We start from the raw sequence: 23,067 nt of genomic DNA on the forward strand, positions 1-23,067 counted from the left end.
CGCTGTCAGCCAAGAACCGCAGCCGGGAACGATGCGAAATTGCGCACCCCAAACTATTGCTTGGGTTTGCACACCCGCGCGCAATGCGTATCCGTCGGACGATGACCGATCTCGCCATTCTCTACGAGCACCCGCTCTGGTTCGAACCGCTGTTCGCCGCGCTCGATCGCCGCGGCGTCGACTTTTCGCGCGCCACGCCCGACGGCTTCTGGAACCCCGCGGACCAGACCGCCCCCGGCCGCGTCGTGTTCAACCGGATCGCGATGTCGAGCTTCCTGCGCAACGACGAGCATCCGATCTTCGATACGATGGCGATGCTCGATCACTGGCGCCGCACCGGCGCGCGCGTGATCAACGGTGCCGACGTTCTCGCGATCGACGCGTCGAAGGCGCGGCAACTGTCGCTCATCGCGTCGCTCGGCCTCGCGATCCCCGAGACGCGCATCGTCCACCGCGCCGCCGACGTCGTCGCCGCCGCGCAGACGCTGCGCTTCCCGCTGGTCGTGAAGGCCAATATCGGCGGATCGGGTGCGGGCATCATCCGCTTCGACAGTCTCGACGAACTGCGCACCGCGGTCGCCGATAGCGGCCTGCCAAGCAGCGTCGACGGCGTGTTGCTAGTGCAGGAATATGTCCCCGTCCGAGGTGGCGCGATCACCCGGATCGAGACGCTCGACCGCAAGTTCCTCTACGGAATCGAGGTCGCGGGTGGCGGCGCGTTCGATCTCTGCCCCGCCGATGCGTGCGTCGTCCCCGGCTCGGGGATCAAGATGGCCGCCGTTGAGCCGTCGCAGACGCTGAAGGATGCAGCCGAGGCGATCGCCCGCGCGGTCGATCTCGATGTCGGCGGGGTCGAGGTGATGATCGACGACCGCGATGGCGTCGCGCGCTTCTACGACATCAACGCGCTGTCGAACTTCGTCGCCAAGCCGTTGGAAACACTCGGCTGGGATCCCCACGACCGGCTCGTCGATTACCTGATCTACAGAATCGGGAAGGCTCGCTGATGCGCTATGGATACTGGACTCCGGTTTTTGGCGGCTGGCTGCGCAACGTCCCTGACGAGGGGATGGAGGCGAGCTGGGCCTATACCAAGGCGCTGACGCAGAATGCGGAGCGCTGGGGCTATGACCTGACGCTGATCGCCGAGCTGAACCTGAACGACATCAAGGGCGTCGAACAGCCTGCGCTCGATGCATGGTCGACCGCGGCGGCGCTGGCGGCGGTGACCGACAGCATCGAGCTGATGGTCGCGGTTCGCCCGAACTTCCACCACCCCGCGCTGTTCGCCAAGGCGGCGGCCAATATCGACCGGATCTCAGGCGGCCGGCTCGCGCTCAACGTCGTGTCGTCCTGGTGGGCGGACGAGGCCAAGCAATACGGCCTCCAGTTCGACCAGCATGACGATCGCTATGCGCGCACCGCCGAATGGCTGACCGTGGTCGACGGGCTGTGGACGCAGGAGCGGTTCGACTTCGCCGGGCAGTTCTACACCACCGAGCAGGCGATCTGTTCGCCCAAGCCCGTCAAGCGCCCCACCGTCTATGCCGGCGGCGAGAGCGAGAAGGCCAAGGCCATGATCGCCGCGCAGTGCGACGCCTATGTCATGCACGGCGACCCGGCCGACGCGATCGCGCCGAAGATCGCCGACATGGCGGCGCGACGTGCAGCCGCCAATGAAAAAAGGGGGGGCGGCGCACCGATGCAATACGGCATGGCCGCCTATGCGATCGTCCGCGACAGCGAGGCGGAGGCGAAGCGCGAGCTCGAGCGCATCACCAGCGTCACCGAACTGCCCGCGGGCTATGCGAATTTCGACCAGTGGCTGTCGGGCACGCAGCTCGAACGCGAACTGAAGATCCAGGAATATTCGGTCTCCAACCGCGGCCTGCGCCCCAATCTGGTCGGAACGCCCGAACAGTTGAAGGAACGCGTGGCGGAGTATGAGGCCGCGGGTCTCGACCTGCTGCTGCTCCAGATGAGCCCGCAGGCCGAGGAAATGGAGCGGTTCGCGGTGCAGGTCATGGGGTCCGCATGATCCGCCTCACCGACGTCATCAAAACCTACCCGGCAAGCGATGCGGCGGCGCTCGACGGCGTGTCGCTGGAGATCCCTGCGCGCGGTGTGTTCGGGGTGATCGGTCAATCCGGCGCGGGCAAGTCGACGCTGATCCGGCTGATCAACGCGCTCGAACGGCCGACATCGGGGCGCGTCGAGGTCGATGGCATCGACGTCGCAGGCCTGTCGGCGGCGGAGCTCCGCGCGCTCCGGCGGCGGATCGGCATGATCTTCCAGAACTTCGGACTGCTCTCCTCGCGCACGGTCGCGGCGAACGTCGCGTTCCCGCTGGTGCTCGCCGGCGTCGCCAAAGCGGCGCGCGAGAGCAAGGTCGCGGCCTTGCTCGACCGGGTCGGCCTGTCCGATCATGCCGCCAAATACCCTGCCCAATTGTCCGGCGGCCAGAAGCAGCGCGTCGGCATCGCCCGCGCGCTCGCCACCGATCCCGACATCCTGCTGTGTGACGAGGCGACGAGCGCGCTCGACCCCGAAACCACGCGCTCGGTGCTCACGCTGCTCCGCGATCTCAACCGCGACCTCGGGCTGACGATCGTGCTGATCACGCACGAAATGGACGTCGTCCGCTACGTCTGCGACCGCGTCGCGGTGCTGGAACGCGGCCAGGTCGTCGAGACCGGCACCGTCACCGACATCTTCGCCAACGCCGCGCATCCGGCGACCAAGCGCATGCTCGCGGCCCTCGCGGCATGACCTTCTTTGCGAACATCGACTGGTCCGACATCGGCCAGGCGTGCCTCGACACGCTCATCATGCTGGGCGGCTCGTTGATCCTCACCATCGTGCTCGGGCTGCCGCTCGGCGTGCTGCTGTTCCTCACCGGCCAGGGCCGGCTGGCGCAGAACCGCGTCGCCAACGCCGTGCTCGGCATCGTCGTCAACATCCTGCGCTCGGTGCCGTTCATCATCCTGCTGATCGTGATGATCCCGCTGACCGTCATGCTCGTCGGCACCTCGCTCGGCGTCGCGGGCGCGATCCCGCCGCTCGTCGTGGGGGCCGCGCCCTTCTACGCGCGGCTCGTCGAGGGATCGCTGAAGGAAGTCGACCGCACGACGATCGAGGCGGTCCAGGCGATGGGCGCAACCACGCGCCAGATCGTGACCGGCGCGCTGATCCCCGAGGCACTGCCCGGGCTGATCGCGGGCGCCACCGTCACCGCGGTCGCGCTCGTCTCGTTCACCGCGATGGCGGGCGTGGTCGGGGCCGGCGGGCTCGGTGACCTCGCGATCCGGTTCGGCTATCAGCGGTTCCAGACCGATGTGATGGTCGTCACCGTCGTGCTGCTGGTCGTCCTCGTCCAGATCATCCAATATACCGGCGACGCGCTCGTCCGCCACTTTACCCGCCGCTAGGAATATTCATGAACCGCCGCACTCTGCTTGCCACGCTCTCGCTGCTCGCGCTCGCCGCGTGCGGTGGCGCAAAGACCAATGACGGAAAGACGCTGACCGTCGCCGCGACCGCGGTGCCGCATGCCGAGATCCTGGAGTCGATCAAACCCGCGCTCGCCAAGGAAGGCGTCGACCTCCAGATCCGCGTCTTCAACGATTATGTGCAGCCCAACCTCCAGGTCGAGCAGAAGCAGATCGACGTCAGCTATTTCGAGACCAAGCCCTATCTCGACGAGTTCAACGCCTCGCGCGGCACGCATCTGGTGCCCTATGCGGGCATCCATGTCGAACCGCTCGGCGCCTATTCGCGCAAGTGGAAGACGATCGCTGAAGTGCCGAACGGCGCCACCGTCGCGATCCCGAACGAGCCAAGCAACGGCGGCCGCGCGCTGCTGCTGCTGCAAAAGGCCGGGCTGATCACGCTGAAGACCCCGACCAATCCGCTGTCGAGCCTCAACGACATCGCGACCAACCCGAAGAACCTGAAGTTCAAGGAGCTGGAGGGTGCTACCCTGCCCCGCACGCTCGGCGAGGTCGATCTGGCGCTCATCAACACCAATTACGCGCTCGACGCGAAGCTCAACCCGGTGCGCGACGCGCTCGCGATCGAGGACAAGAACAGCCCCTATGTCAATTTCGTCGTCGGCCTGCCCGGCGGCGACAAGGACCCGCGCGTGATGAAGCTGATCGCGGCGCTGCGCAGTCCGGCGACCAAGGCGTTCATCGCGCAGCATTATCAGGGTGCGGTGCTGCCGGCGTTCTGATACCGGCGCGGGCTTCGTTCGTGTAACTCCGAGGCCCCATGACGGTCGTCGCTGCGTATCTCTATCGTCACGGGAAACGCGTCCGCGCGGTCTCGATCGACGAGAAGGTCGATTGCCCCGCGGACCGGTCCGAGTTCGTCTGGATCGGCATCTGCGACCCGACCGATGACGAGATGCGGACGCTGCAGCAGCAGTATAACCTCCACCCGCTCGCGGTGGAGGACGCGGTCAAGGCGGACCAGCTGCCCAAGGTCGACGTGTATGGCAACCAGCTGTTCGTCGTCGCACGCACCGCGCAGCTCGAGGGTGACAAGATTGCGTATGGCGAGACCGCGATCTTCGTCGGCCACAGCCATATCATCAGCGTCCGCCACGGCTCCGCGCGCTCGCACAAGGCGCTGCGCGAACAGCTCGAGGCCGCACCGACGCTGCTGATCAACGGCGTCGACTATGTCCTCCACGCGATCCTCGACTATGTCGTCGACGGCTATCTGCCGATCATGGAGAGCATCGAGGACGAGGTGCTCGCCATGGAACAACGCACGATCGACGCCTTCCTCGGCCGCGACGAGATCGTCCGGATATTCGGCTTAAGGCGAGAGATGATCCGCTTCCAGCGCATCCTGGGTCCGATGGGCGAGGTCGCAGGAAAGATCGTCCGGCTCGACCTGCCGTGCATTGATACCGAGGCGAAGCCGTATTTCAGCGATGTGCTCGATCACGTCCGCCGCGTCCAGACGATGGTCGAGGGGCTCCGCGAAGTGCTGACGTCGGTGTTCGAATTCAGCAATCTGCTCGAACAGCAGCGCACCGGTGCGATCACCCGCCAGCTCGCCGCCTGGGCCGCGATCCTTGCGGTCCCGACCGCGATCGCGGGGATCTACGGCATGAATTTCGAGCACATGCCCGAGTTGAAGACGCAATATGGCTATTTCGTCGTGCTGGGCGTGATAGCGGTGGTGTGCTCGACGCTGTATCTGAAGTTCAAGCAGGCGAAGTGGCTGTAGAGAAGGCCGCGCTACAAAAGCATGTTTCCCCGCAAAAAAGGCGGGGACCCAGACTGGGCTCCCGCCTTCGCGGGAGAACAAGGACGAGGCAGAGACACTGACCGAGCCGGTGCGTCCCGGCCGTACTCCTCAGACCTTCACGAGCATCTTGCCCGTGTTGCCGCCCGAGAACAGCCCGAGAAACGCGTCGGGCATCGTCTCGAGACCCTCATGGACGGTTTCCTGGCGCTTGAGCGTGCCGGCGCTCAGCATGCCGCCCATGTCCTTGTAGAACTCGTCGCCGCGGCTCATGAAATCGCTGACGATGAAGCCGCGGATCTGGATGCGGTTGCCGATCAGCCGCGCGAGATATTTGAGCTGCGTGGCCGCACCGCTATTGTAGACGTCGATCATGCCGCAGATCGCGAACCGCGCATGCAGGTTGGCGTGCGCCAGCGCCGCGTCGAGATGCTCGCCGCCGACATTGTCGAAATAGACGTCGATGCCCTTTGGTGCCGCCTCGCCGAGCGCCTTCACCACCGGCACGTCGCCCTTATAGTCAATCACAGCGTCCGCCCCGAGCGACTTCACCCACGCGCATTTCTCTGCACCGCCGGCCGATCCGATCACGGTCATGCCCTTGGCCTTCGCGACCTGCACGACGGTCGAGCCGACCGCGCCCGCCGCCGCCGACACGAACACCGTGTCGCCCGCCTTCGCCTCGGCGACCGCGAGCAGCCCGAAATAGCCGGTCATCCCCGGCATGCCGAGCTGGCCGAGAAACGCCTGGGGCGGCACGTCGAGCGCGGGCAGCTTCTGCACCTGCGTGGCAGGGACGACCGCCTCGTCGCGCCAGCCGGCCATGTGCAGCACCATGTCGCCGACCTTGATCCCGTCGTCGTTGCTCTCGACGACCTCGCCGACCGCGCCGCCCTGCATCGCCTCACCCAGCGCGAACGGCGGAACATAGCTCTTCACGTCGTTCATCCGCCCGCGCATGTACGGATCGACCGACAGCCAACGGTTGGCAATACGGACCTCACCGGCGCCGAGCGTCGGCTGGTCGAGATCGATCATGGCGAAGTCGGTATGCTTGGGCATGCCTTGCGGACGAGTCTTCAGGCTCCATGCACGGGCCATAGCTTTGCTCCTGTCTTGAATATTCGTATTATGGGTATGGCGAAACGCATGTGCCGCGCAACCCGCAAAAAAGCCCGGACGTTTCCGCCCGGGCTCGTTGCCGGCCGGCGTCAGGCGACACCGGCCGATGCAATCACAGGATCAGTACGTGCCCGAACCCGACTTACCGAGCGTGTCCGACGTCGTGCCGGTGGTCGATGCAGCACCCGTCGTGGTGGTGCCGCCGGCCTGCGTGGTCGACGCGTAACCGGTTGCACTGGCGTCCTTCTTGTCGCCGCCGGTGCGGTCGCCATACTCGAACATCGCCGAGTTGCGCTCTTCCTCTTTCCACGCCGCCTTGGCTTCGTCCGCCGACTTCGACAGGTTCACCTTGCCGTCGACGGTCTTGATCCAACGCGACGGGATCGAGTGATGCACGCCGCCCGCATCGCGGTCGTTCTTGGTCAGGAGGATGCGATCGCCCTTCACCTTGTCGACGGTGCCGACATGGCTGCCGTCGGAACCGACGACTTCCATATGCTCGGTGACCAGCGACAGCGAACTGCGCTGGCCCTGACGCTCGGTGCGCCACGACGAAAATTCATTCTCGAACTTCGTGCGGTTCTCGTTGCGATACTCGTCATAGTCGCGGTCGAGCGCGGCGATCTGCGTGCTGCGCCAATTGTGGTAATGATCGTCGTGCGTGCTCGACGACCGACTGCCGGACGATCGATCGCCCGGATTGCCATAGGACCGCTCGTCATAGCGTGCATCGGCCTCGCGACGGCGCTCCGCTTCGTCGTCGCCGAACCACGAACGCACTTCGTCGCCCGCACGCGCGATAAAGCCGCGATCGTCATAGTCGTAACCCTGCGGCTGGCGGCCATAGCCGCGATCGTCGCCGCGGGGCTCGCTGCGACGATTGTCGTCGTCCGCGTGGCGGTTACGGCCGACGTCCTGGAAGCGATGACCGTCCGATGCATAGCTGCCATGATATTCGGTATCGCGCGGGCCTTGGCCACGCTGGCCATAGGCCTGCTGTCCGTAGCGCGACTGGCCCGACTGCGGTTGGCCATAGCGGTCACCGCCGGTCGGCTGCTGGCGATCATTATGGCCGCCATAATAGTCGCGACCGCCCTCGTCGCGCTGCTCGCTGCCATAGCGGCCACGATTGCCTTGGTCGTCACGCCCGCGGTTGCCGTCGCGATCATATTCACCGGCTGCTGCATAGTCGCGCGCACTGGATCGACCGTAATCGCCACCATCAGACCGGAAATCGCGGCCGTAATCCTGCGAGTTCGGCCGACCATAATAGTCGCCCGACTGGCGATCTCGGGTATTGCGTTCGTAGACCATAGGAACCTCCTAATTGCTGTCCTGCGGCTGCCGGTGTCATCGAATGCGACGCCGTGCACTCCACCGTCTACAAACGCCGATGCCTTTGATAGTTCCTGTGTTTGCGGCAACTTGACGGTGACACGAAGCTGCGTTGCGACGACGTGCTACAGATCAGGCGGACCCGGTCTCACAACCCGGTTGCATCCCCCAAATCGACCCGTTAAGGCGCGATCATGGCCTGTGGCCAACCGCGCGGGGCCGTAGCTCAGATGGGAGAGCGCTGCAATCGCACTGCAGAGGTCAGGGGTTCGATTCCCCTCGGCTCCACCACGCGACGGTGACCGACACAGTTTGGTCTGAGATGAGCCGCTAGTGACGCAGCATCTTTAGTGTCGCCAGCCTATTACCGCCTCAGAGTCTCCAGCACTGATAATCTATCGGCGCGGTGTGAATCAGGCCGGTTTGCTACACACGCCAGACCCACATTGCCGTCACTCCGTGATGCTTGGCAGATCTCCGGGCTTGAGTGCGAGCGCCTGACGAAGCGCCGCCACCTCGGCATTCAGCGATGCGAGCCGGTCCGGCGTCATTCCCGATCGCTCGACGATCAGCGGGCCGAGGCACCCCGTCTCGGCCCAGCATGCCCTTCCCGCATCGGTCAGGCGAACCCGGACCTCGCGTTCGTCGGCCGGGTTGCGGATCCGTGTGACAAGTCCTGCGGCCTCGAGGCGTTTTGCCAGCGGCGTGATGGTGCTCGGCTCGAGCGCGAGCCGTTCGGCAATCGCGCCGATCGAACGACCATCCTCCGCCTCGTTGAGCGTCTGCAGGACCAGAAACTGCGGATAGGTGATGCCAAGCCCGTCGAGAACTGGCTTGTACGCGCGGTTGATCGCGATCGTCGCCGCGTAGAGCGAAAAGCAAAGCTGGTCGTCGAGTGGGAGTGGGACGGACACGAGACAGGCTCCTTCTAGGCCAGCTGCCTACCACGCAAATGATTATCGCGCAAAATGATACTGGACAGTGCCGTCGGCCGCGGCTAAATGATTATCGCGATAAGCAATTGGAGACCCGGAATGTCGATCGACGTAAAATACACCACTGAAGCCACCGCAACCGGAGGCCGTGACGGTCACGCGCGGTCGCAGGACGGCCGGTTCGACGTTGCCCTGTCGACGCCAAAGGAACTGGGCGGCGCAGGCGGCGATGGCAGCAATCCCGAACAGTTGTTCGCGGCGGGCTATTCCGCGTGCTTCATCGGTGCGCTGAAGGTCGCCGGCCAGCAGTTGAAGATGAAGCTGCCTGCAGACGTCGCGGTCACGGCCAAGGTCGGCATCGGCCCGCGCTCGGAGGGTGGCTTTGGCATCACGACGGATCTGACGGTATCGCTGCCGGGCCTCGAGCGTGACGAGGCGCAGAAGCTCGTCGATGCGGCCCACCAGATCTGCCCCTATTCGAACGCCACGCGCGGCAATGTCGACGTGGGCCTGACGCTCGCCTGAGGCCTTCGACACGATGTCGGTGCAGGACATGGCGCTTCCGTGCTGTGTGCTGCACCGTTTTCCGGCCGGGAATCCCTCCCGGCGAGCCATCGTGTTGCAGACTGCGTACGCTTCCCGGTGTGCGACAGTCCCCGCCAGCAGCGCTGCGGGCGGTCCTGAAAAGCAACCTAGGATACGGCTTGCGCGGTTTCTGCGTTTATCTTGAGCGAGAGCAATAAAGTAGTCCGATCGGGCCGGACATTACAGCGATACATCCGCGTTCACGATCGCCAACACAGGCTTCGTGGAGAGAATGACATGGCTGTTAAATTCGCCGGAACGATGAACGCGATCAATCGCGGACTGGATGCGACCAAGCCGACCAAAGGCGCCGACATGGTCGAGGATTGGGAAGCAGCGCTGGCCGATAGCGACGTTTCGGGCGCCAAGGGTATTTTGCGCGACCTCGGATCGCTGCGCAAGCAGCTCGAGAAGGACACGCCCGACGCGGACCGCGTCCATGCGCTTCTGCACCGACTGGGCACCGCGACGACGAAGATCGCCGAGAAGGCCGATTCGTCGCAGGAGAAGCTGAAAGCGCTTGGACAGGCGCTGACCGAAGCCGGCGAAGATACGCCGGACGAAGAGGAAGACATTGAAGCCGCTGCAAGCCCGAAGCGCGCGCGCAAGAAGGCCTGATTCCTGGGGCCGGCCGGACGGCCGGCCCCACTATTTTCCATACCGGATCGTCTGGTATCGTGGCGGACGCACCCTTAGGCTGACCCGGTTGTCCCGATCAGCTTCAAGGATATTGCCATGCGTTTGACCTCAGCCATTGTGGCGACACTGCTGGCCAGTTCGGCGCTCGCGCAAACAACGTCGGTCGAGACGCACGTCACACTCGACAGCGGCAAGCTACGCGGGCGCGCTACCGACGGCGTCATCGCGTTCAAGGGTATCCCGTTCGCCGCGCCGCCCGTCGGGCCGCTTCGCTGGCGTGCGCCCCAGCCCGTCGCTCGCTGGTCAGGCGAACGCGACGCGAGTCGCTACACCAATGATTGCATGCAAAAGCCTTTCCCGAGCGATGCCGCGCCGCTCGGCACGCCGCCGGCCGAGGATTGCCTCTATGCCAATGTGTGGAAGCCCGCCGGTGCCTCGTCCAAATTGCCGGTGATGGTGTGGATCTACGGTGGCGGCTTCGTCAATGGCGGGTCATCGCCGCCGACCTATTCGGGCAGCGCGCTCGCCAAGTCGGGTATCATGGTCGTCAGCTTCAACTACCGCCTAGGCCGGTTCGGCACGTTCGCGCACCCGCAATTGAGTCACCAGAACCCGGATCGGGGGTTGCTCGGCAATTACGGCTATATGGATCAGCTCGCGGCGCTGAAATGGGTGCAGCATAATATCGCCGCATTCGGTGGTGATCCTGCGAATGTGACCATCATCGGAGAAAGCGCGGGCGGCATGTCGGTCCATACGCTGCTGACGTCACCGATGGCCCGCGGGACGTTCAATAAAGCGGTCGTGATGTCAGGCGGCCCCGGGGCCGGGCCTGCCAGCACGATCGAGTCTGCCGAGGCGGTCGGCGTTGCGTTCGCGCAGTCGAAGGGGATCGCGCCCGACGATCCGCAGGCGCTCGCAAAGCTTCGGCGGCTTTCGGCAGATCAAGTGACCGACGGGCTGAACCTGGCGGCGATGTTCACCCCCGGCTCGGGACCGCAAACCTACAGCAAGCCCGTCGTCGACGGCCGCATCGCGGTCGATCCGGTCGCGGCGTTTGAAGCGGGAAACTTTGCCAGGGTTCCGGTGATGATCGGCGCGACCAGCGACGATATCGGCGGTCCGCAAGGCTATATGATCGAGGGCGCGCGCGACACCGCGGCTTTGCTCGCCGCGAAAGGCGTGCCGACCTATTATTACCGGTTCTCATATGTCGCGTCATCGGCACGGACCGACAAGACCGCCGGTGCATCGCATGCATCCGACATTCCGTTCTTCTTCGATACCGCCGCGATCAAATATGGCGCGAAGACCAGCACGGCCGACCGGGCGGCGGGACGGACCGCGAGCACCTATCTGGTCAATTTCGTGAAGCGTGGCGATCCAAACGGGGCGGGCCTGCCACATTGGCCGGCAACAAGTGCGCGCACGCCGAAAATGCTCGAGCTCGACTCGAGCGGTGGCGCGGCACTGGTCGAGGACAAGCGTTAGAGCCCACCCCCTCCATGCTGCGCGGCGGGGCTGTCCTATGCGAGGGCGGACCCGCCGCGAGCCGCATGGATCAGGTCGACGAGCTGCTTGTTGATCGACGCGCCGTGCAGATGAAGATGCACTGCGTCATAGCCCTCTCGCCGCAACCGCTGACGCAGCGCATTGACCGACTCGCATTCGCCCGACCGTGCCAGTTCGAATGCTCGCTCCACCGTGGTAATTTGTCCCGTCATCCCGTCGCCCTAAGCGATATCCCGACAGGCCGCGAGCGCTCATTCGTCCGGCACGCAAGTCTTTATAATGGCTGCCAAGTTTAATAAACCTAGATCAAGTTTTCAGTTCTGCCCGGGTGTGCGCCCCACCGTTTCGTTCTATCTTTGTTCGCAATCCTGGCGTATCGTCGAGCGATGACGACGGGTCGACCAGTTCGCGGCGCAACACGAAACGACGAGAGCCGGCGTTTCAACCTGCCGCAGACCGAGCTGGACGGCGACTGGCTCGACATGCGCGAGGGGATCGACGGGATCGCACCGAAGCTTCGAACGACGGTGACAGTCGAAACTCCGAGGACGATCATTAGCCGCAACGCCTCGCCTGACGTCCCGTTCGATCGCTCGGTCAACCCGTATCGCGGCTGCGAACACGGCTGCATCTATTGTTTCGCGCGCCCGAGCCATGCGTTTCATGACCTCTCGCCGGGGCTCGATTTCGAAAGCAGGCTGTTCGCCAAGCCGTCCGCCGCCACCCTGTTGCGCGCGGAGCTCGGCAAGCCCGGCTATGTCGCCGCGCCGATGGCGCTGGGGACGAACACCGATCCCTATCAGCCGATCGAGAGCGACTGGCGGATCACGCGCGGCATCATCGAGGTGCTGGCGGAGACCGATCATCCGCTGACGATCACGACCAAATCCGACCGTGTCGTGCGCGACCTGGACCTGCTGGCACCGATGGCGGCGAAGCGGCTAGCGGCGGTGGCGATGTCGATCACCTCTCTCGATCCGAAGATCGCGTCGACAGTCGAACCGCGTGCGCCGCATCCCGAGCGGCGACTGGCGGCGGTGCGCAAACTCGCCGATGCGGGGGTGCCGGTCTATGTCTCGATCTCACCCGTGATCCCGGCGATCACCGATCACGAGATCGAAACTCTCATCGCGCGCGCTGCCAAAGCGGGCGCGACCCGGGCGTTCTTCATCCCCGTGCGCCTCCCGCACGAAGTGGCCCCGTTGTTCCGCGCGTGGCTCGACGAGCATTTTCCCGATCGCGCGGGGAAGGTGATGACGACGATCGCGTCGTTGCGCGGCGGCAAGGACAACGACCCGAACTTCTTCACGCGGATGAAGGGACAAGGACCTTGGGCAGACCTGCTGGCGACGCGGTTTCGGATCGCCTGCGCTAAACATGGCCTGAACCAGGAGCGCATCGCACTGCGGAGCGACCTGTTCCGCGCACCGAGGGGGCCGCAGGGGGAACTGTTCTAAGGGCGCGGGCATGACGGGCTGACGACCGCCCGACGGTGCGAGTACCGATCAACCATCCTCCCCCGCCAGGGGAGGATGAGGATAGCCCGGAGTCAATCGCGATACGCCAGCCCGGAATGGCGATCGATCAGTAGGCGCGGCCGATCAGGATGCGCTCAACCGCAGGCTCGCCGGTGAAGATGCACGCGCCGTTATCGCAGCCGGTCTGGCCCATCGGCGAGTTGCGGATCGTGAGCTTGAGCGCCTTCAGGCGGGTGACGACCGTCTCCAGCGCAGGACCGGTGGGCTTGGACCAGCGAACGTCAACCCAGCCGGGGTTCTTGATGCCGTCCGCGAAGTGCGATTCGAGCGCGGCGAAATCGTCGACCGGGACGATATTGGCCTTGAGACGGTTCATCGATTCGACATGGAGCGTCGCCTGCACGTCGTGCAGCATGCCCGACACCTCGCCAACGAAATCGGCCCGCGCAACCGCGTTGCTGTCGAGCTTGCCGTTCTCTCGATACAGACGATCGCGGCGAATGACCGAGACATTGCCGCCAGCGACGTCTCGCCCGCCGACCTCGATAATGATCGGCGCGCCCTTCTTGACCCAGCCCCAGCGCTTTGTCGCGGCCTTGGCGGGTTTGAGGTCGAGCAGCGCACGGACCGGCTCGCCAAGCGCGGACTGCTTCGCCAGTTCGGCCTGGAGCCCCTTGCAATAGTCGATGATCGCCGCGTCCTCGGGCACGTCGCGCAGCATCGGCACGATCACCACCTGCCACGGCGCGATCATCGGCGGCACGCGCAGGCCGTCGTCGTCGCCGTGGACCATGATGACGCCGCCGATCATCCGCGTCGACACGCCCCAGCTCGTCGTGTTGCACAGCTCGAACTCGCCGCCCGCATTCTGGAAGCGGATGTTCTGTGCATGCGCGAAGTTGGTGCCGAGGAAGTGCGAGGTGCCGGCTTGCAAGGCCTTGCCGTCCTGCATCATCGCCTCGATCGAATAGGTCGCGACGGCGCCGGGGAAACGCTCGTTCTCGGGCTTCTCGCCTGCGATGACGTGGAGGCCGAGGCACTCCTCGGCGAAGTCGCGATAGACCTCGAGCATCTTGAGCGTCTCGTCGCGCGCCTCTTGCGGGGTGGCGTGGGCGGTATGTCCCTCCTGCCAGAGGAACTCGCTGGTGCGCAGAAACATGCGGGTGCGCATTTCCCAGCGGACGACGTTGGCCCATTGGTTGATCAGCACCGGCAGGTCGCGCCACGACTGGACCCAGCGCGCGAACGCGGCGCCGATGACCATCTCGGACGTGGGGCGCACGACCAGCGGCTCCTCGAGCTTGGCGTCGGGATCGGGGACGAGCCGGCCATAGCCGTCGGCCTTCAGCCGGTGATGCGTGACGACCGCCATTTCCTTGGCGAACCCGTCGACATGCTCGGCCTCCTTCTCGAAGTACGAGAGCGGGATGAAGAGCGGGAAATAGCAATTCTCGTGGCCGGTCGCCTTGATCCGATCGTCGAGTAGACGCTGGATTCGCTCCCAGATGCCATAGCCCCAGGGGCGGATGACCATGCAGCCGCGGACGCCCGATTCCTCGGCGAGGTCGGCTTCCGAAATGACGGCCTGGTACCAGGCGGAGAAATCCGCCTCGCGGGTGACGGGGAGTGCGCGCTTTATCATAGCGTCGCGGATAGCGGGTGTGGATTGGTTCGTCACCCCATCTACAGTGCAGGCCAAATTGGGATCAGCGTGCGAATTCATTAGAATCGATTGGCGGCACGACGATCGTACCGGCGACCGCGGACGCCCTGAAAAACCGCAATCCATGATCCTTCCCGTTGCGCGTATCGTAGACCATCCAGCCGAAATCGATCGATTCCGATGCGTAGTGGCTCGCAGGCGGGATATCGTCCTTTTCCAGCAAAGTGATCGCGGCGGGGAATTCGGTCAGGCCAAGAAAGGGCGGATGATGGTACCGCCCCTGCACGACCCGCCGCCGGAACGATCCTGCATGCGCGGCTGCCGTGTCAGAACGATCCGCAACCGACGTCAGAGAGAAGCTGGCGGTCACCATATAGTTGACGTCGACCAGGATGTTCGCGCGACGAGGCCCCATCCCGCGGTGGTCGACGGTCGTCCAATGCCGCTGGATCGGATGCAATATCGCGATCTGCTCGATCGTCCAGCGAATGGACGGCGGCCCGTGAATGGCTTCGAAGAGTGTCCGCGCGGAGCCCGGTGGGATCGCGTCGTAACTTACGAGATCGACATTGAATTCCGGACGCCGGAAACACGCGCGGTCGCCGCGGATCAGCACTTTGAAACCCACAGATTCTCGCCTTGTGTCTTTTTTGTTCGTCTTATGTTTTCTTTATTTTCAATTTTCGGGCAAGAGAAAGTGTCGCCGAAACGGATCCGCTTTTCCCGACGCTTGCTATACCAGCTCCTATCGTTCGCGAGCCGCTGGCATTGTCAGCGATTTTTAGGAGGGCTAGCCTCATGAAGACGAAAATCACGGCGACATGCGTTCTGAAAGACGCCAACTGGACCGCGATCACAGTTGCAGTGGAACGTCGGGACCCGCGCTCCACCGTTCCGCCGCCCCCATGCAGAGCCCGCGACCGCAGCGCTGCCATTGCCGATCCTGCAGACGGGACCGGCTGCGGCTGACGAGATCATCAGCGCGGAAAGCGGAATGACGTAGCCAAGATGTATGGCTAGGACGCGCTCATGCCCTCAGACCGCATCCTTCCCGCCATCGGCATGCGGTTGCTGTCGGTCGTGATCTTCGCGCTGATGAATAGCGCGATCAAGTTGGCCGAGCGGCACGGCGCGAGCGTGTCGGAGATTCTGTTCTTTCGGCAGTTCGGCGCGTGTCTGCTGGTATCGGGCGTGATCCTGGCCGGCCCCGGTCTGCCGTCGATCGCGACCAAGCGATTGCCGGCGCATGTCGTCCGTGCGGTCGTCGGGCTGTCGGCGATGGCGTTCACGTTCAACGGGATCGTCGCGCTGCCGCTCGCGGAGGCGACCACGATCGGGTTCACTGTACCGGTATTCGCGACGATCCTAGGCGCGCTGGTGTTGCGCGAGCCGACCGGGTGGCATCGCTGGGCTGCGGTGGCGACCGGGTTTGCGGGTGTCTTGATCGTTGCGCAGCCGGGGGGCGATCACTTTCCCCTGTGGGGTGCGGGCTGTGCGCTGGCGGGCGCGTTCGGGACGGCGAGCGTGTCGATCCTGTTGCGCCAGATCGGCAAGACCGAAAGCGCGCTGACGACGGTGTTCTGGTTCTCCGCGCTGTCGCTGGTGCCGTTGTCGGTGATTTACGCGCGGGCAGCGCAGTCGCATGATCTGGTGACCTGGGCGTGTCTCGCGAGTGTCGGGATCTTCGGCGGCCTCGCGCAGATCGCGATGACGACGTCGTTGCGGCTCGGGCCGGTGTCGGTGGTGGTGCCGATGGATTATTCGAGCCTGTTATGGGCGACATTGCTCGGCTGGCTCGTGTTCGACACGCTGCCCGCAAAGGCGACGTGGTTCGGTGCGCCGGTCATCGTCGCGAGCGGGCTGTATATCGTCTGGCGCGAGCATGTCCGCCGGCGGGAAGAGACGGATCGCGCGATAGCGTGAGGGCGAACGCCCCCTGGCGGGGGAGGATCGCTCAGGTCTGGCGAGCGCGGGCGGTGTCCAATAGCCGTTTGGCGCGCAGGTACATCTCGATGCGTTGCGTCGTGAACAGGCCGAGCGCGAGCGCGACCAGCATGTCGGTGATCGCGAACGGATCGAGGTGCAGCGCGTGGCCGTCACCGATCACCGCCCGCGCGCCGGTGCGGAGCGCGACGATCGCGACGATGAACAGCACCGCGGCAGGCGACGACGTCGTGTTGAGCGCGTGGCTGTCGGGATCGATCGTGATCCGCATCATCTTCCCGCGCTGCCAGCCAAGTGCTGCGCCCATCACGAGCGCCAACGCGCAGAAGAGCCAGGCAAGTCCCTGCGGCGGGTACATCACGACCATGTAGAGTGCGACCGCAGCATAAAGCGCCGGGAAGACCCAGAGGCGTTCGAGCTTAAGCGGCTTGACCACGCTCATGCGACGCCAGCGAACCGCAAAGACGATCCCGATAATGACGGCCGTGATCGCGTAGCTGATCCAGCCCTGTGCCTCGTTCGCCTGCATCGCTTCCCCCTGCAACGTTACCCCATACAGTGTAGTATGGACGCAATACAGCGGGAGTAAAGGGGGCATGCTTGGTCCGGTCATCCTGACAGTCGCCAGGATGACCGGAGGAGAGCGTTACTCGGCCGCCTGCGCGAGCGGCGCGGGGTCCTTCCAGACCAGCACCGGCTTGCGTGCCGCGAGCGTCTCGTCGAGGCGCGCGCGGGGGGCGAAACGCGGCGCGGTCTTGAGGCTCAGATCGCCCGCCTTGGCGCGCTCGGCGACCGAGCGGAGCGCGGCGATGAACTGGTCCAGCGCCGCCTTCGACTCGGTCTCGGTCGGCTCGACCAGCATCGCACCGTGAACGACGAGCGGGAAGTACATCGTCATCGGGTGGAAGCCCTCGTCGATCAGCCCCTTGGCGACGTCGATCGTCGAGAAGCCCTCGGCAAGACCCGAGTCCGAGAACAGCGCTTCGTGCATGCACGGACCCGACGGGCCGAACGGCGCGTCGAGCGTGTCGTCGAGACTGCGCAGGATGTAGTTCGCGTTGAGCACCGCATCCTCCGACACTTGGCGCAGGCCATCGGCGCCGTGGCTGAGGATATAGGTCAGCGCGCGCGTGAACATGCCCATCTGGCCGTGGAACGCGACCATGCGGCCGAAGCTGCCCGCGTGATGCTCGCCCGCGGTTTCTTCCTCGACGAGGACGAATTGGCCATCCTGCTTTTCGACGAACGGGAGTGGGGCGTAGGGCGTGAGCGCCGCCGAGAACACCACCGGACCCGAACCCGGACCGCCGCCGCCATGCGGGGTCGAGAAGGTCTTGTGCAGGTTGATGTGCATCGCGTCGATACCGAGATCGCCCGGGCGGACGCGCCCCACGATCGCGTTGAAGTTCGCGCCGTCGCAATAGACGAAGCCGCCCGCCGCATGCACCGCGTCCGAAATCTCGCGCATGTCGCGCTCGAACAGACCGCAGGTGTTGGGGTTGGTGATCATCACGCCGGCGACGTCGGGGCCGAGGCGCGCCTTCAGCGCGGCGGTGTCGACGCGGCCTTCGGCGGTGGCGGGGATATCCTCGACGCTATAGCCGGCGAACGCGGCGGTCGCGGGGTTGGTGCCGTGCGCGCTCTCGGGGACGAGGATGATCTTGCGATGCCCCTCACCCTTGGCTTCGAGCGCGGCGCGGATCGCGAGGACGCCGCACAACTCGCCATGCGCGCCAGCCTTCGGGCTCATCGCGACCGAGGTCATGCCGGTGAGCGTGACGAGCCAGTGTGCGAGTTGGTGGATGACCTCGAGCGCACCCTGCACCGTGTCGACCGGTTGGAGCGGGTGGACGTCGGAAAAACCGGGCAACCGCGCCATCTTCTCGTTGAGGCGCGGGTTGTGCTTCATCGTGCACGAGCCGAGCGGGAAGAAGCCGAGATCGATGCCGTAATTCTGGCGCGACAGGCGCGTGTAATGGCGGACGGTTTCCGGCTCCGAAAGACCGGGGAGGCCGATCGGGTTGGCGCGAGCGAGGCTGCCGAGACGCGATAGCCCTCTCCCCTCCGGGGAGAGGGTTGGGTGAGGGGCTGTCCCGGAAGACGCCGCTTGGGGCTGCCCCTCACCCCGGCCCTCTCCCCGGAGGGGAGAGGGAGACGCGAAATCGACGCCGGTCGTGTGCGTATCGCCGATCTCGAAGATCAGCGCTTCCTCGAGCATCAGCGCCTTGTTGCCGGTGACGCTGGCGGGGACGTTGCCCTTGCCCTGCTCGGGCGCGGTCGGGCGCCAGCCGCTCTGGTTGATGCTCATGCCAGTATCTCCCCAAGTACGGTGGATAGTGCGGTGGCAAGCGTTTCGACGTCCTCCGCGGTGGTCGTTTCGGTCACCGCGACGACGAGGCCGTTCGCGAGATCGTCCTTGCCGGGATAGAGCCGCCCGAGCGAGACGCCCGCGAGGATGCCGCGATCGGCAAGCGTACGGACGACGGGGCGCGCCTCGACCGGCAGCTTCAGCGTGAATTCGTTGAAGAAGCTGTCGTTGATCAGTTCGACGCCGGGGATCTGCGACAGGCGGTCGGCCGCGGCCACGGCACCCGCATGGTTCACCGCGGCGAGCTGGCGCAAGCCCGCCTCACCCAGCAGCGTCATGTGGATCGAGAAGGCCAGCGCACAGAGCCCCGAATTGGTGCAGATGTTCGACGTCGCCTTTTCGCGACGGATATGCTGCTCGCGCGTCGACAGCGTCAGCACGAACCCGCGGCGGCCATCGGCATCGACGGTTTCGCCGCACAGCCGGCCGGGCATCTGGCGGACATATTTGTCCTTGCACCCGAACAGGCCAACATAGGGCCCGCCGAACTGGAGGCCGACGCCGAGCGACTGCCCCTCGCCTACGACGATGTCCGCGTCCATCTCGCCGGGCGAGGTGATCGCGCCGAGCGCGACCGGCTCGGTGACGACCGCGATCAGCAATGCCTTCTTGGCATGGCACGCATCCGCGAGCGGACGCAGATCGGCGATGCGGCCGAGGATGTCGGGATACTGGACGACCACGCACGACGTATCGTCATCGATCTTCGCGATCAGCCGGTCGAGGTCCATCTCGGGCACCAGCCGCGGGTCGGTCGTGTCGAGCACGTCGCCGGTGAACTTGGCCATCGTGTTCGACACCGACACGTAATGCGGGTGCAGCCCCGCCGACAGGATCGCCTTGCCGCGCTTGGTGATACGCCGCGCCATCACGATCGCTTCCCAGCACGCGGTCGAGCCGTCGTACATCGACGCGTTGGCGACGTCGGTGCCGAGCAGCCGCGCGACCTGCGTCTGGAACTCGAACAGCATCTGCAGCGTGCCCTGCGCGATCTCGGGCTGATAGGGCGTGTAGGCGGTCAGGAACTCGCCGCGCTGGATCAGGTGATCGACCGACGCGGGGACGTGATGCTTGTACGCGCCGCAGCCGAGGAAGAACGGGGCTTCACCCGCGGTGAGGTTCTTCTTGGCGAGCGCCGACATGTGGCGTTCGACCGCCATCTCGGAGGCGTGCATCGGCAGGTCGCGGACGGGACCGTCGAGGCGGGCGGCCTCGGGGACGTCGACGAAGAGATCATCGATCGTTGCGGCGCCGATAACGGCGAGCATCGCCTCGCGGTCGGGCTGGGTCAGGGGAAGGTAGCGCATTGTCGGCACTCCCCCCCTCCCGCAAGCGGGAGGGGGTTGGGGGGTGGGCGCCCGGGCTATCGCGGGCGGAACGTCTGGAGGTGAGCGCGTGCCCACCCCCTGCCCCCTCCCGCATGCGGGAGGGGGTTCTAGGACTTAAAGCCCTTCGACGAAGGCCGCGTACGCAGCTTCGTCCATCAGGCTGTCGAGCTCGCTCGGATCGCTGAGCGTCAGCTTGAAGAACCAGCCCGCGGCTTCGGCGTCCGAATTCACCAGGCTCGAATCGTCGGCGAGCGCGGCATTGCCCTCGATGACGGTGCCCGACACCGGCGAATAGACGTCCGAGGCCGCCTTGACCGATTCGACGACCGCGGCATCGGCGCCCTTGGTCAGCTGCTTGCCGGCCTCGGGAACCTCGACGAACACGACGTCGCCGAGCTGGCTCTGCGCATATTCGGAAATGCCGACGGTGCCGACATCGCCGTCGACATCGACCCATTCATGATCTTGCGTGAAGAAACGGCTCATATCACTTGGCTCCTGCGCGGACGTAGCGGTGGGGAATGAAGGGCATCGCGGTGACGGTGGCGGTATGGACCTTGCCGCGCTGTGCGATCTCGATGCGGGTGCCGGGGGTCGCCAGCGCGAGCGGCACATAGGCCATCGCGATCGGCTTCCCGAGCGTCGGCGCGAACCCGCCGCTGGTAAGACGGCCGATCGTCGCGCCGGTATGGTCGATCACCTCGGACCCTTCGCGCGCGGGCTGGCGGCCCTCGACGATCAGGCCGACTCGCTTGGTGGCGGGGCCATGCTCGCGCTGGGTGAGGATACGCTCGGCACCGGGGAAGTCGGCGGCTTCGCGGCGGCGCTTGGACAGCGTGAACCCGAGGTCTGCCATCACCGGCGTGATCTCGGGATCGAGGTCGTGGCCGTAGAGCGGCAGGCCCGCTTCGAGACGCAGCGAATCGCGCGCGCCGAGGCCGATCGGCTTGATCTCGGGCAGCGCGAGCAGCGCGTCGGCAAAGGCGACGGCGTGGTCGGCGGGGATAGAGATCTCGACGCCGTCCTCGCCGGTATAGCCCGATCGGCTGATCCAGAGCGGTACGTCTTTCCAGTGGAACGCGCCCGCGGTCATGAACACGAGGCTGTCGATGCCGGGAACGATCCGCGCGACCGCGTCGACCGCCTTGGGGCCCTGCACCGCGAGCAGCGCCTGGTCCTCGAGGATGTTGATCGTGACGTCGTCGGGCAGATGCTCGATCAGATAGCTGACATCGTCGTACTTGGTCGCGCCGTTGACGACGACGTAGAAGCTGCCGCTCGCGGTCGGCGACGGGTGGAGCGGGTCGTACGCCTCGGGCTCGACGTCCTGCGCGGAGAAGGGCGACGGCTGATCGTCGGGCAGGCGCGTCGCCATCAGGTCGTCGAGGATGCCGCCATCCTGCGCGAGCAGCAGCGAATAGCGCATCTTGCCTTCGCCGAGCCCTGCGATGTCGCCCGGCAGCACGGTTTCGAGCGAGTGGGCGACGCCTTCGCCCGAGAAGACGAGCTGGCCCATATGGCTGACGTCGAACAGGCCGGCCGAGTCGCGCGTCCACGCGTGCTCGGCCATGATGCCGTCATACTGGATCGGCATCTGATAGCCGGCGAACTCGACCATCCGCGCGCCCTGTGCGCGGTGCCACGCGTCGAGCGGCAACGGCAGGACCTCGGGCTCGACGTAATCGTCGGCCTCGTCGATGATGCTGGCATAATCTCGAATGTCGGCGTCGCTCATGTCGGTCTCCGTCGAAGGGGCGCGCGGCACCCTGTGGTGCTGCGATCCAACCCCCTCTGTCACGGAACCTGAGAGCTTTCACCGCCTGATTGGCGGCTTACCCCTTCGGTGGCCCTCGGCGCGAACGCCAGGACGCTTTCCAGAGTGTCGATCAGCCCCGCGCGGTCTCTGGTGCCTGAGAGATTCCGGGGTGGTTGCTCCTTCGGCGGTCCCCTGCCCTTTCAAAGGCCAGTCCTTGAAGGACCAGGAAACGCTCTCCCGCGCGGTGCCATGCCGGTTGCCCGACATCGACGCGCCAAGCTCTGACGCGCCGCACAATCTTAGTCAATCGGGGGTTTCGCGTGCTGCGAAGATAAACCGGATCAAAGCAAAGCTAACACTGCAACCGTCATTCCCGCGAAGGCGGGAATCCAGACTGGCTGCCGTCAATGCGTATCGCCAACGGCTGAGGATATGGATCCCCGCCTTCGCGGGGATGACGGTGAACAGGACGTATCACCGTCTAGCACCGCATCAGCGCGTGGCGTTGTACTTGAGCTGGTCGTCGGTGAGCTGGAAGCCGACCAGCGCCTCGAAGCTTGCGCGCAACACGGCCTGCCGGACTTCGGGAGTGCTCAGCGGATCGACGGCTGCGTCCTGATCGCCCGCCTTGCGCTTGCGCGTCAGCTTCTCGCGGACGTCATCGGGCAGCGTTGCGGCCGAACGCGCAACCGTGGCCGACGCCGTCGCAGACGCGGATGCCAGCGCCTGCCCTGCATCGAAGTGAAGCGCGACGCGGCCGATGCGCTTGGCGACGACGGCGCTGCCGCCACGGACGACGGTAATGAAGTAAGGGAGCGTCACGTCGCGCGCGCCCTCGGTACGATTGCGACGCGCGCGGATGTCGAAGGTGACGCTGGTGACGACCTGGTCAGTCGCGTCGGCGCAGGTCGAGCGCACATTGGTCATCAGCGCGGCGACGTCGATCGCCGACTGTTCGCGGCTGCCGGCCGGATCGAACAGCGTGATGTCGCCGGTCGCCGCAGGAATCGCGACAGGCGGGCAGACCGAACGCACCGCGGAGATGCCGCCGGTTGCATCGACTTCGCCCTTGCCGGCGCATCCGCCGAGCAGGGTGGCGCCGAGAATTACAGCAATGGCCGATACGGCTGGGATAGGGGCTTTCAC

At 65.3% G+C, this 23,067-nt stretch carries 23 protein-coding genes, 1 tRNA gene and 1 riboswitch; of the genes, 12 read left to right on the forward strand and 12 right to left on the reverse strand.

Annotated features, from left to right (window positions below; translation table 11 throughout):
• The first annotated feature begins 101 nt into the window (after window positions 1–101).
• Genes ASE79_RS02725 through ASE79_RS02750 form a run of 6 tightly spaced genes read left to right on the forward strand, consistent with a single transcriptional unit; the run spans window position 102 to window position 5,238 of the window.
• Window positions 102–1,007, forward strand: coding sequence for an ATP-grasp domain-containing protein (locus ASE79_RS02725; protein WP_056413268.1), 906 nt, complete (start codon window positions 102–104; stop codon window positions 1,005–1,007).
• Window positions 1,007–2,038 carry an LLM class flavin-dependent oxidoreductase gene (locus ASE79_RS02730; RefSeq protein WP_056411501.1) on the forward strand — a complete coding sequence of 344 codons (1,032 nt, stop codon included), beginning with the start codon at window positions 1,007–1,009 and terminating at the stop codon, window positions 2,036–2,038. Before ASE79_RS02725 ends, ASE79_RS02730 begins: the two co-directional genes overlap by 1 nt.
• Window positions 2,035–2,769 carry a methionine ABC transporter ATP-binding protein gene (locus ASE79_RS02735; protein WP_082445020.1) on the forward strand — a complete coding sequence of 245 codons (735 nt, stop codon included), beginning with the start codon at window positions 2,035–2,037 and terminating at the stop codon, window positions 2,767–2,769. The genes ASE79_RS02730 and ASE79_RS02735 overlap by 4 nt, the downstream gene beginning before the upstream one ends.
• Window positions 2,766–3,428 (forward strand): methionine ABC transporter permease, encoded by a 663-nt coding sequence (locus tag ASE79_RS02740; RefSeq protein WP_056411503.1) that lies wholly within the window; start codon window positions 2,766–2,768, stop codon window positions 3,426–3,428. The genes ASE79_RS02735 and ASE79_RS02740 overlap by 4 nt, the downstream gene beginning before the upstream one ends.
• An 8-nt stretch (window positions 3,429–3,436) precedes the next feature.
• Window positions 3,437–4,231, forward strand: a complete 795-nt coding sequence (locus ASE79_RS02745; protein WP_056411505.1) for a MetQ/NlpA family ABC transporter substrate-binding protein — start codon at window positions 3,437–3,439, stop codon at window positions 4,229–4,231.
• 38 nt (window positions 4,232–4,269) lie between these two features.
• On the forward strand, window positions 4,270–5,238 hold the full coding sequence (locus ASE79_RS02750) for a magnesium and cobalt transport protein CorA (protein ID WP_056411507.1): 969 nt from the start codon (window positions 4,270–4,272) through the stop codon (window positions 5,236–5,238).
• A 129-nt stretch (window positions 5,239–5,367) separates the two neighbouring features.
• On the opposite strand, the gene ASE79_RS02755 is transcribed toward ASE79_RS02750, so the two are convergent.
• Complete coding sequence (locus ASE79_RS02755; protein ID WP_082445021.1) at window positions 5,368–6,357, reverse strand: NADP-dependent oxidoreductase; 990 nt, start codon at window positions 6,355–6,357, stop codon at window positions 5,368–5,370.
• Window positions 6,358–6,498: 141 nt separating this feature from the next.
• Window positions 6,499–7,692, reverse strand: coding sequence for a DUF2171 domain-containing protein (locus tag ASE79_RS02760; protein WP_056411510.1), 1,194 nt, complete (start codon window positions 7,690–7,692; stop codon window positions 6,499–6,501).
• 236 nt (window positions 7,693–7,928) lie between these two features.
• On the opposite strand from ASE79_RS02760, the gene ASE79_RS02765 reads away from it, so the two are divergent.
• Window positions 7,929–8,004, forward strand: a tRNA-Ala gene (locus ASE79_RS02765).
• 161 nt (window positions 8,005–8,165) lie between these two features.
• Here ASE79_RS02765 and ASE79_RS02770 read toward each other — a convergent pair.
• Complete coding sequence (locus ASE79_RS02770; RefSeq protein WP_056411512.1) at window positions 8,166–8,627, reverse strand: MarR family winged helix-turn-helix transcriptional regulator; 462 nt, start codon at window positions 8,625–8,627, stop codon at window positions 8,166–8,168.
• 120 nt (window positions 8,628–8,747) lie between these two features.
• Here ASE79_RS02770 and ASE79_RS02775 point away from each other — a divergent pair, with 120 nt between their 5' ends.
• From ASE79_RS02775 to ASE79_RS02785, 3 genes are all read left to right on the forward strand, one after another.
• The gene (locus tag ASE79_RS02775) at window positions 8,748–9,173 is read left to right on the forward strand and encodes an organic hydroperoxide resistance protein (RefSeq protein ID WP_056411515.1); all 426 of its coding nucleotides are present in this window, start codon (window positions 8,748–8,750) and stop codon (window positions 9,171–9,173) included.
• 297 nt (window positions 9,174–9,470) lie between these two features.
• Entirely contained in the window at window positions 9,471–9,851 is a 381-nt protein-coding gene (locus ASE79_RS02780) for a hypothetical protein (RefSeq protein ID WP_235516724.1), read from the forward strand.
• 117 nt (window positions 9,852–9,968) lie between these two features.
• Window positions 9,969–11,363, forward strand: coding sequence for a carboxylesterase/lipase family protein (locus ASE79_RS02785; protein WP_056411517.1), 1,395 nt, complete (start codon window positions 9,969–9,971; stop codon window positions 11,361–11,363).
• Window positions 11,364–11,398: 35 nt separating this feature from the next.
• Here the strand turns inward: ASE79_RS02785 and ASE79_RS20150 are convergent, their stop codons facing one another.
• Window positions 11,399–11,596: a hypothetical protein gene (locus ASE79_RS20150; RefSeq protein WP_082445022.1), complete on the reverse strand. Its 198-nt coding sequence runs from the start codon at window positions 11,594–11,596 to the stop codon at window positions 11,399–11,401.
• Between the two features lie 174 nt (window positions 11,597–11,770).
• Here ASE79_RS20150 and ASE79_RS02790 point away from each other — a divergent pair, with 174 nt between their 5' ends.
• On the forward strand, window positions 11,771–12,841 hold the full coding sequence (locus tag ASE79_RS02790; RefSeq protein ID WP_056411519.1) for a PA0069 family radical SAM protein: 1,071 nt from the start codon (window positions 11,771–11,773) through the stop codon (window positions 12,839–12,841).
• Window positions 12,842–12,968: 127 nt separating this feature from the next.
• Here ASE79_RS02790 and ASE79_RS02795 read toward each other — a convergent pair whose 3' ends face one another.
• Both ASE79_RS02795 and cas5 read right to left on the reverse strand, forming a co-directional pair.
• Window positions 12,969–14,504 carry an aminoacyl--tRNA ligase-related protein gene (locus ASE79_RS02795; protein WP_056411521.1) on the reverse strand — a complete coding sequence of 512 codons (1,536 nt, stop codon included), beginning with the start codon at window positions 14,502–14,504 and terminating at the stop codon, window positions 12,969–12,971.
• 64 nt (window positions 14,505–14,568) lie between these two features.
• Window positions 14,569–15,153 (reverse strand): CRISPR-associated protein Cas5, encoded by a 585-nt coding sequence (cas5, locus tag ASE79_RS02800; protein WP_056411524.1) that lies wholly within the window; start codon window positions 15,151–15,153, stop codon window positions 14,569–14,571.
• A 401-nt stretch (window positions 15,154–15,554) separates the two neighbouring features.
• Here cas5 and ASE79_RS02805 point away from each other — a divergent pair, with 401 nt between their 5' ends.
• Complete coding sequence (locus ASE79_RS02805; protein ID WP_056411526.1) at window positions 15,555–16,448, forward strand: DMT family transporter; 894 nt, start codon at window positions 15,555–15,557, stop codon at window positions 16,446–16,448.
• Between the two features lie 31 nt (window positions 16,449–16,479).
• Here ASE79_RS02805 and ASE79_RS02810 read toward each other — a convergent pair whose 3' ends face one another.
• The 6 genes from ASE79_RS02810 to ASE79_RS02835 form a co-directional block, all read right to left on the reverse strand.
• Window positions 16,480–16,998 (reverse strand): CcdC protein domain-containing protein, encoded by a 519-nt coding sequence (locus tag ASE79_RS02810; protein ID WP_056411528.1) that lies wholly within the window; start codon window positions 16,996–16,998, stop codon window positions 16,480–16,482.
• Between the two features lie 117 nt (window positions 16,999–17,115).
• Window positions 17,116–18,777, reverse strand: a complete 1,662-nt coding sequence (gene gcvPB, locus ASE79_RS02815; RefSeq protein WP_056411531.1) for an aminomethyl-transferring glycine dehydrogenase subunit GcvPB — start codon at window positions 18,775–18,777, stop codon at window positions 17,116–17,118.
• Window positions 18,774–20,144, reverse strand: coding sequence for an aminomethyl-transferring glycine dehydrogenase subunit GcvPA (gcvPA, locus tag ASE79_RS02820; RefSeq protein WP_056411532.1), 1,371 nt, complete (start codon window positions 20,142–20,144; stop codon window positions 18,774–18,776). Before gcvPA ends, gcvPB begins: the two co-directional genes overlap by 4 nt.
• Before the next feature lie 135 nt (window positions 20,145–20,279).
• Window positions 20,280–20,651, reverse strand: coding sequence for a glycine cleavage system protein GcvH (gene gcvH, locus ASE79_RS02825; protein WP_055872811.1), 372 nt, complete (start codon window positions 20,649–20,651; stop codon window positions 20,280–20,282).
• Between the two features lies 1 nt (window position 20,652).
• Complete coding sequence (gcvT, locus tag ASE79_RS02830; protein ID WP_082445023.1) at window positions 20,653–21,900, reverse strand: glycine cleavage system aminomethyltransferase GcvT; 1,248 nt, start codon at window positions 21,898–21,900, stop codon at window positions 20,653–20,655.
• A 152-nt stretch (window positions 21,901–22,052) separates the two neighbouring features.
• A riboswitch (glycine riboswitch) is annotated at window positions 22,053–22,171 on the reverse strand.
• A 242-nt stretch (window positions 22,172–22,413) separates the two neighbouring features.
• Window positions 22,414–23,067, reverse strand: a complete 654-nt coding sequence (locus ASE79_RS02835) for a hypothetical protein (protein WP_234422683.1) — start codon at window positions 23,065–23,067, stop codon at window positions 22,414–22,416.

Origin of the sequence: Sphingomonas sp. Leaf28 (genome assembly GCF_001421685.1) — a bacterium.
In the GTDB taxonomy this organism is placed as follows: Bacteria; Pseudomonadota; Alphaproteobacteria; order Sphingomonadales; family Sphingomonadaceae; genus Sphingomonas; species Sphingomonas aurantiaca.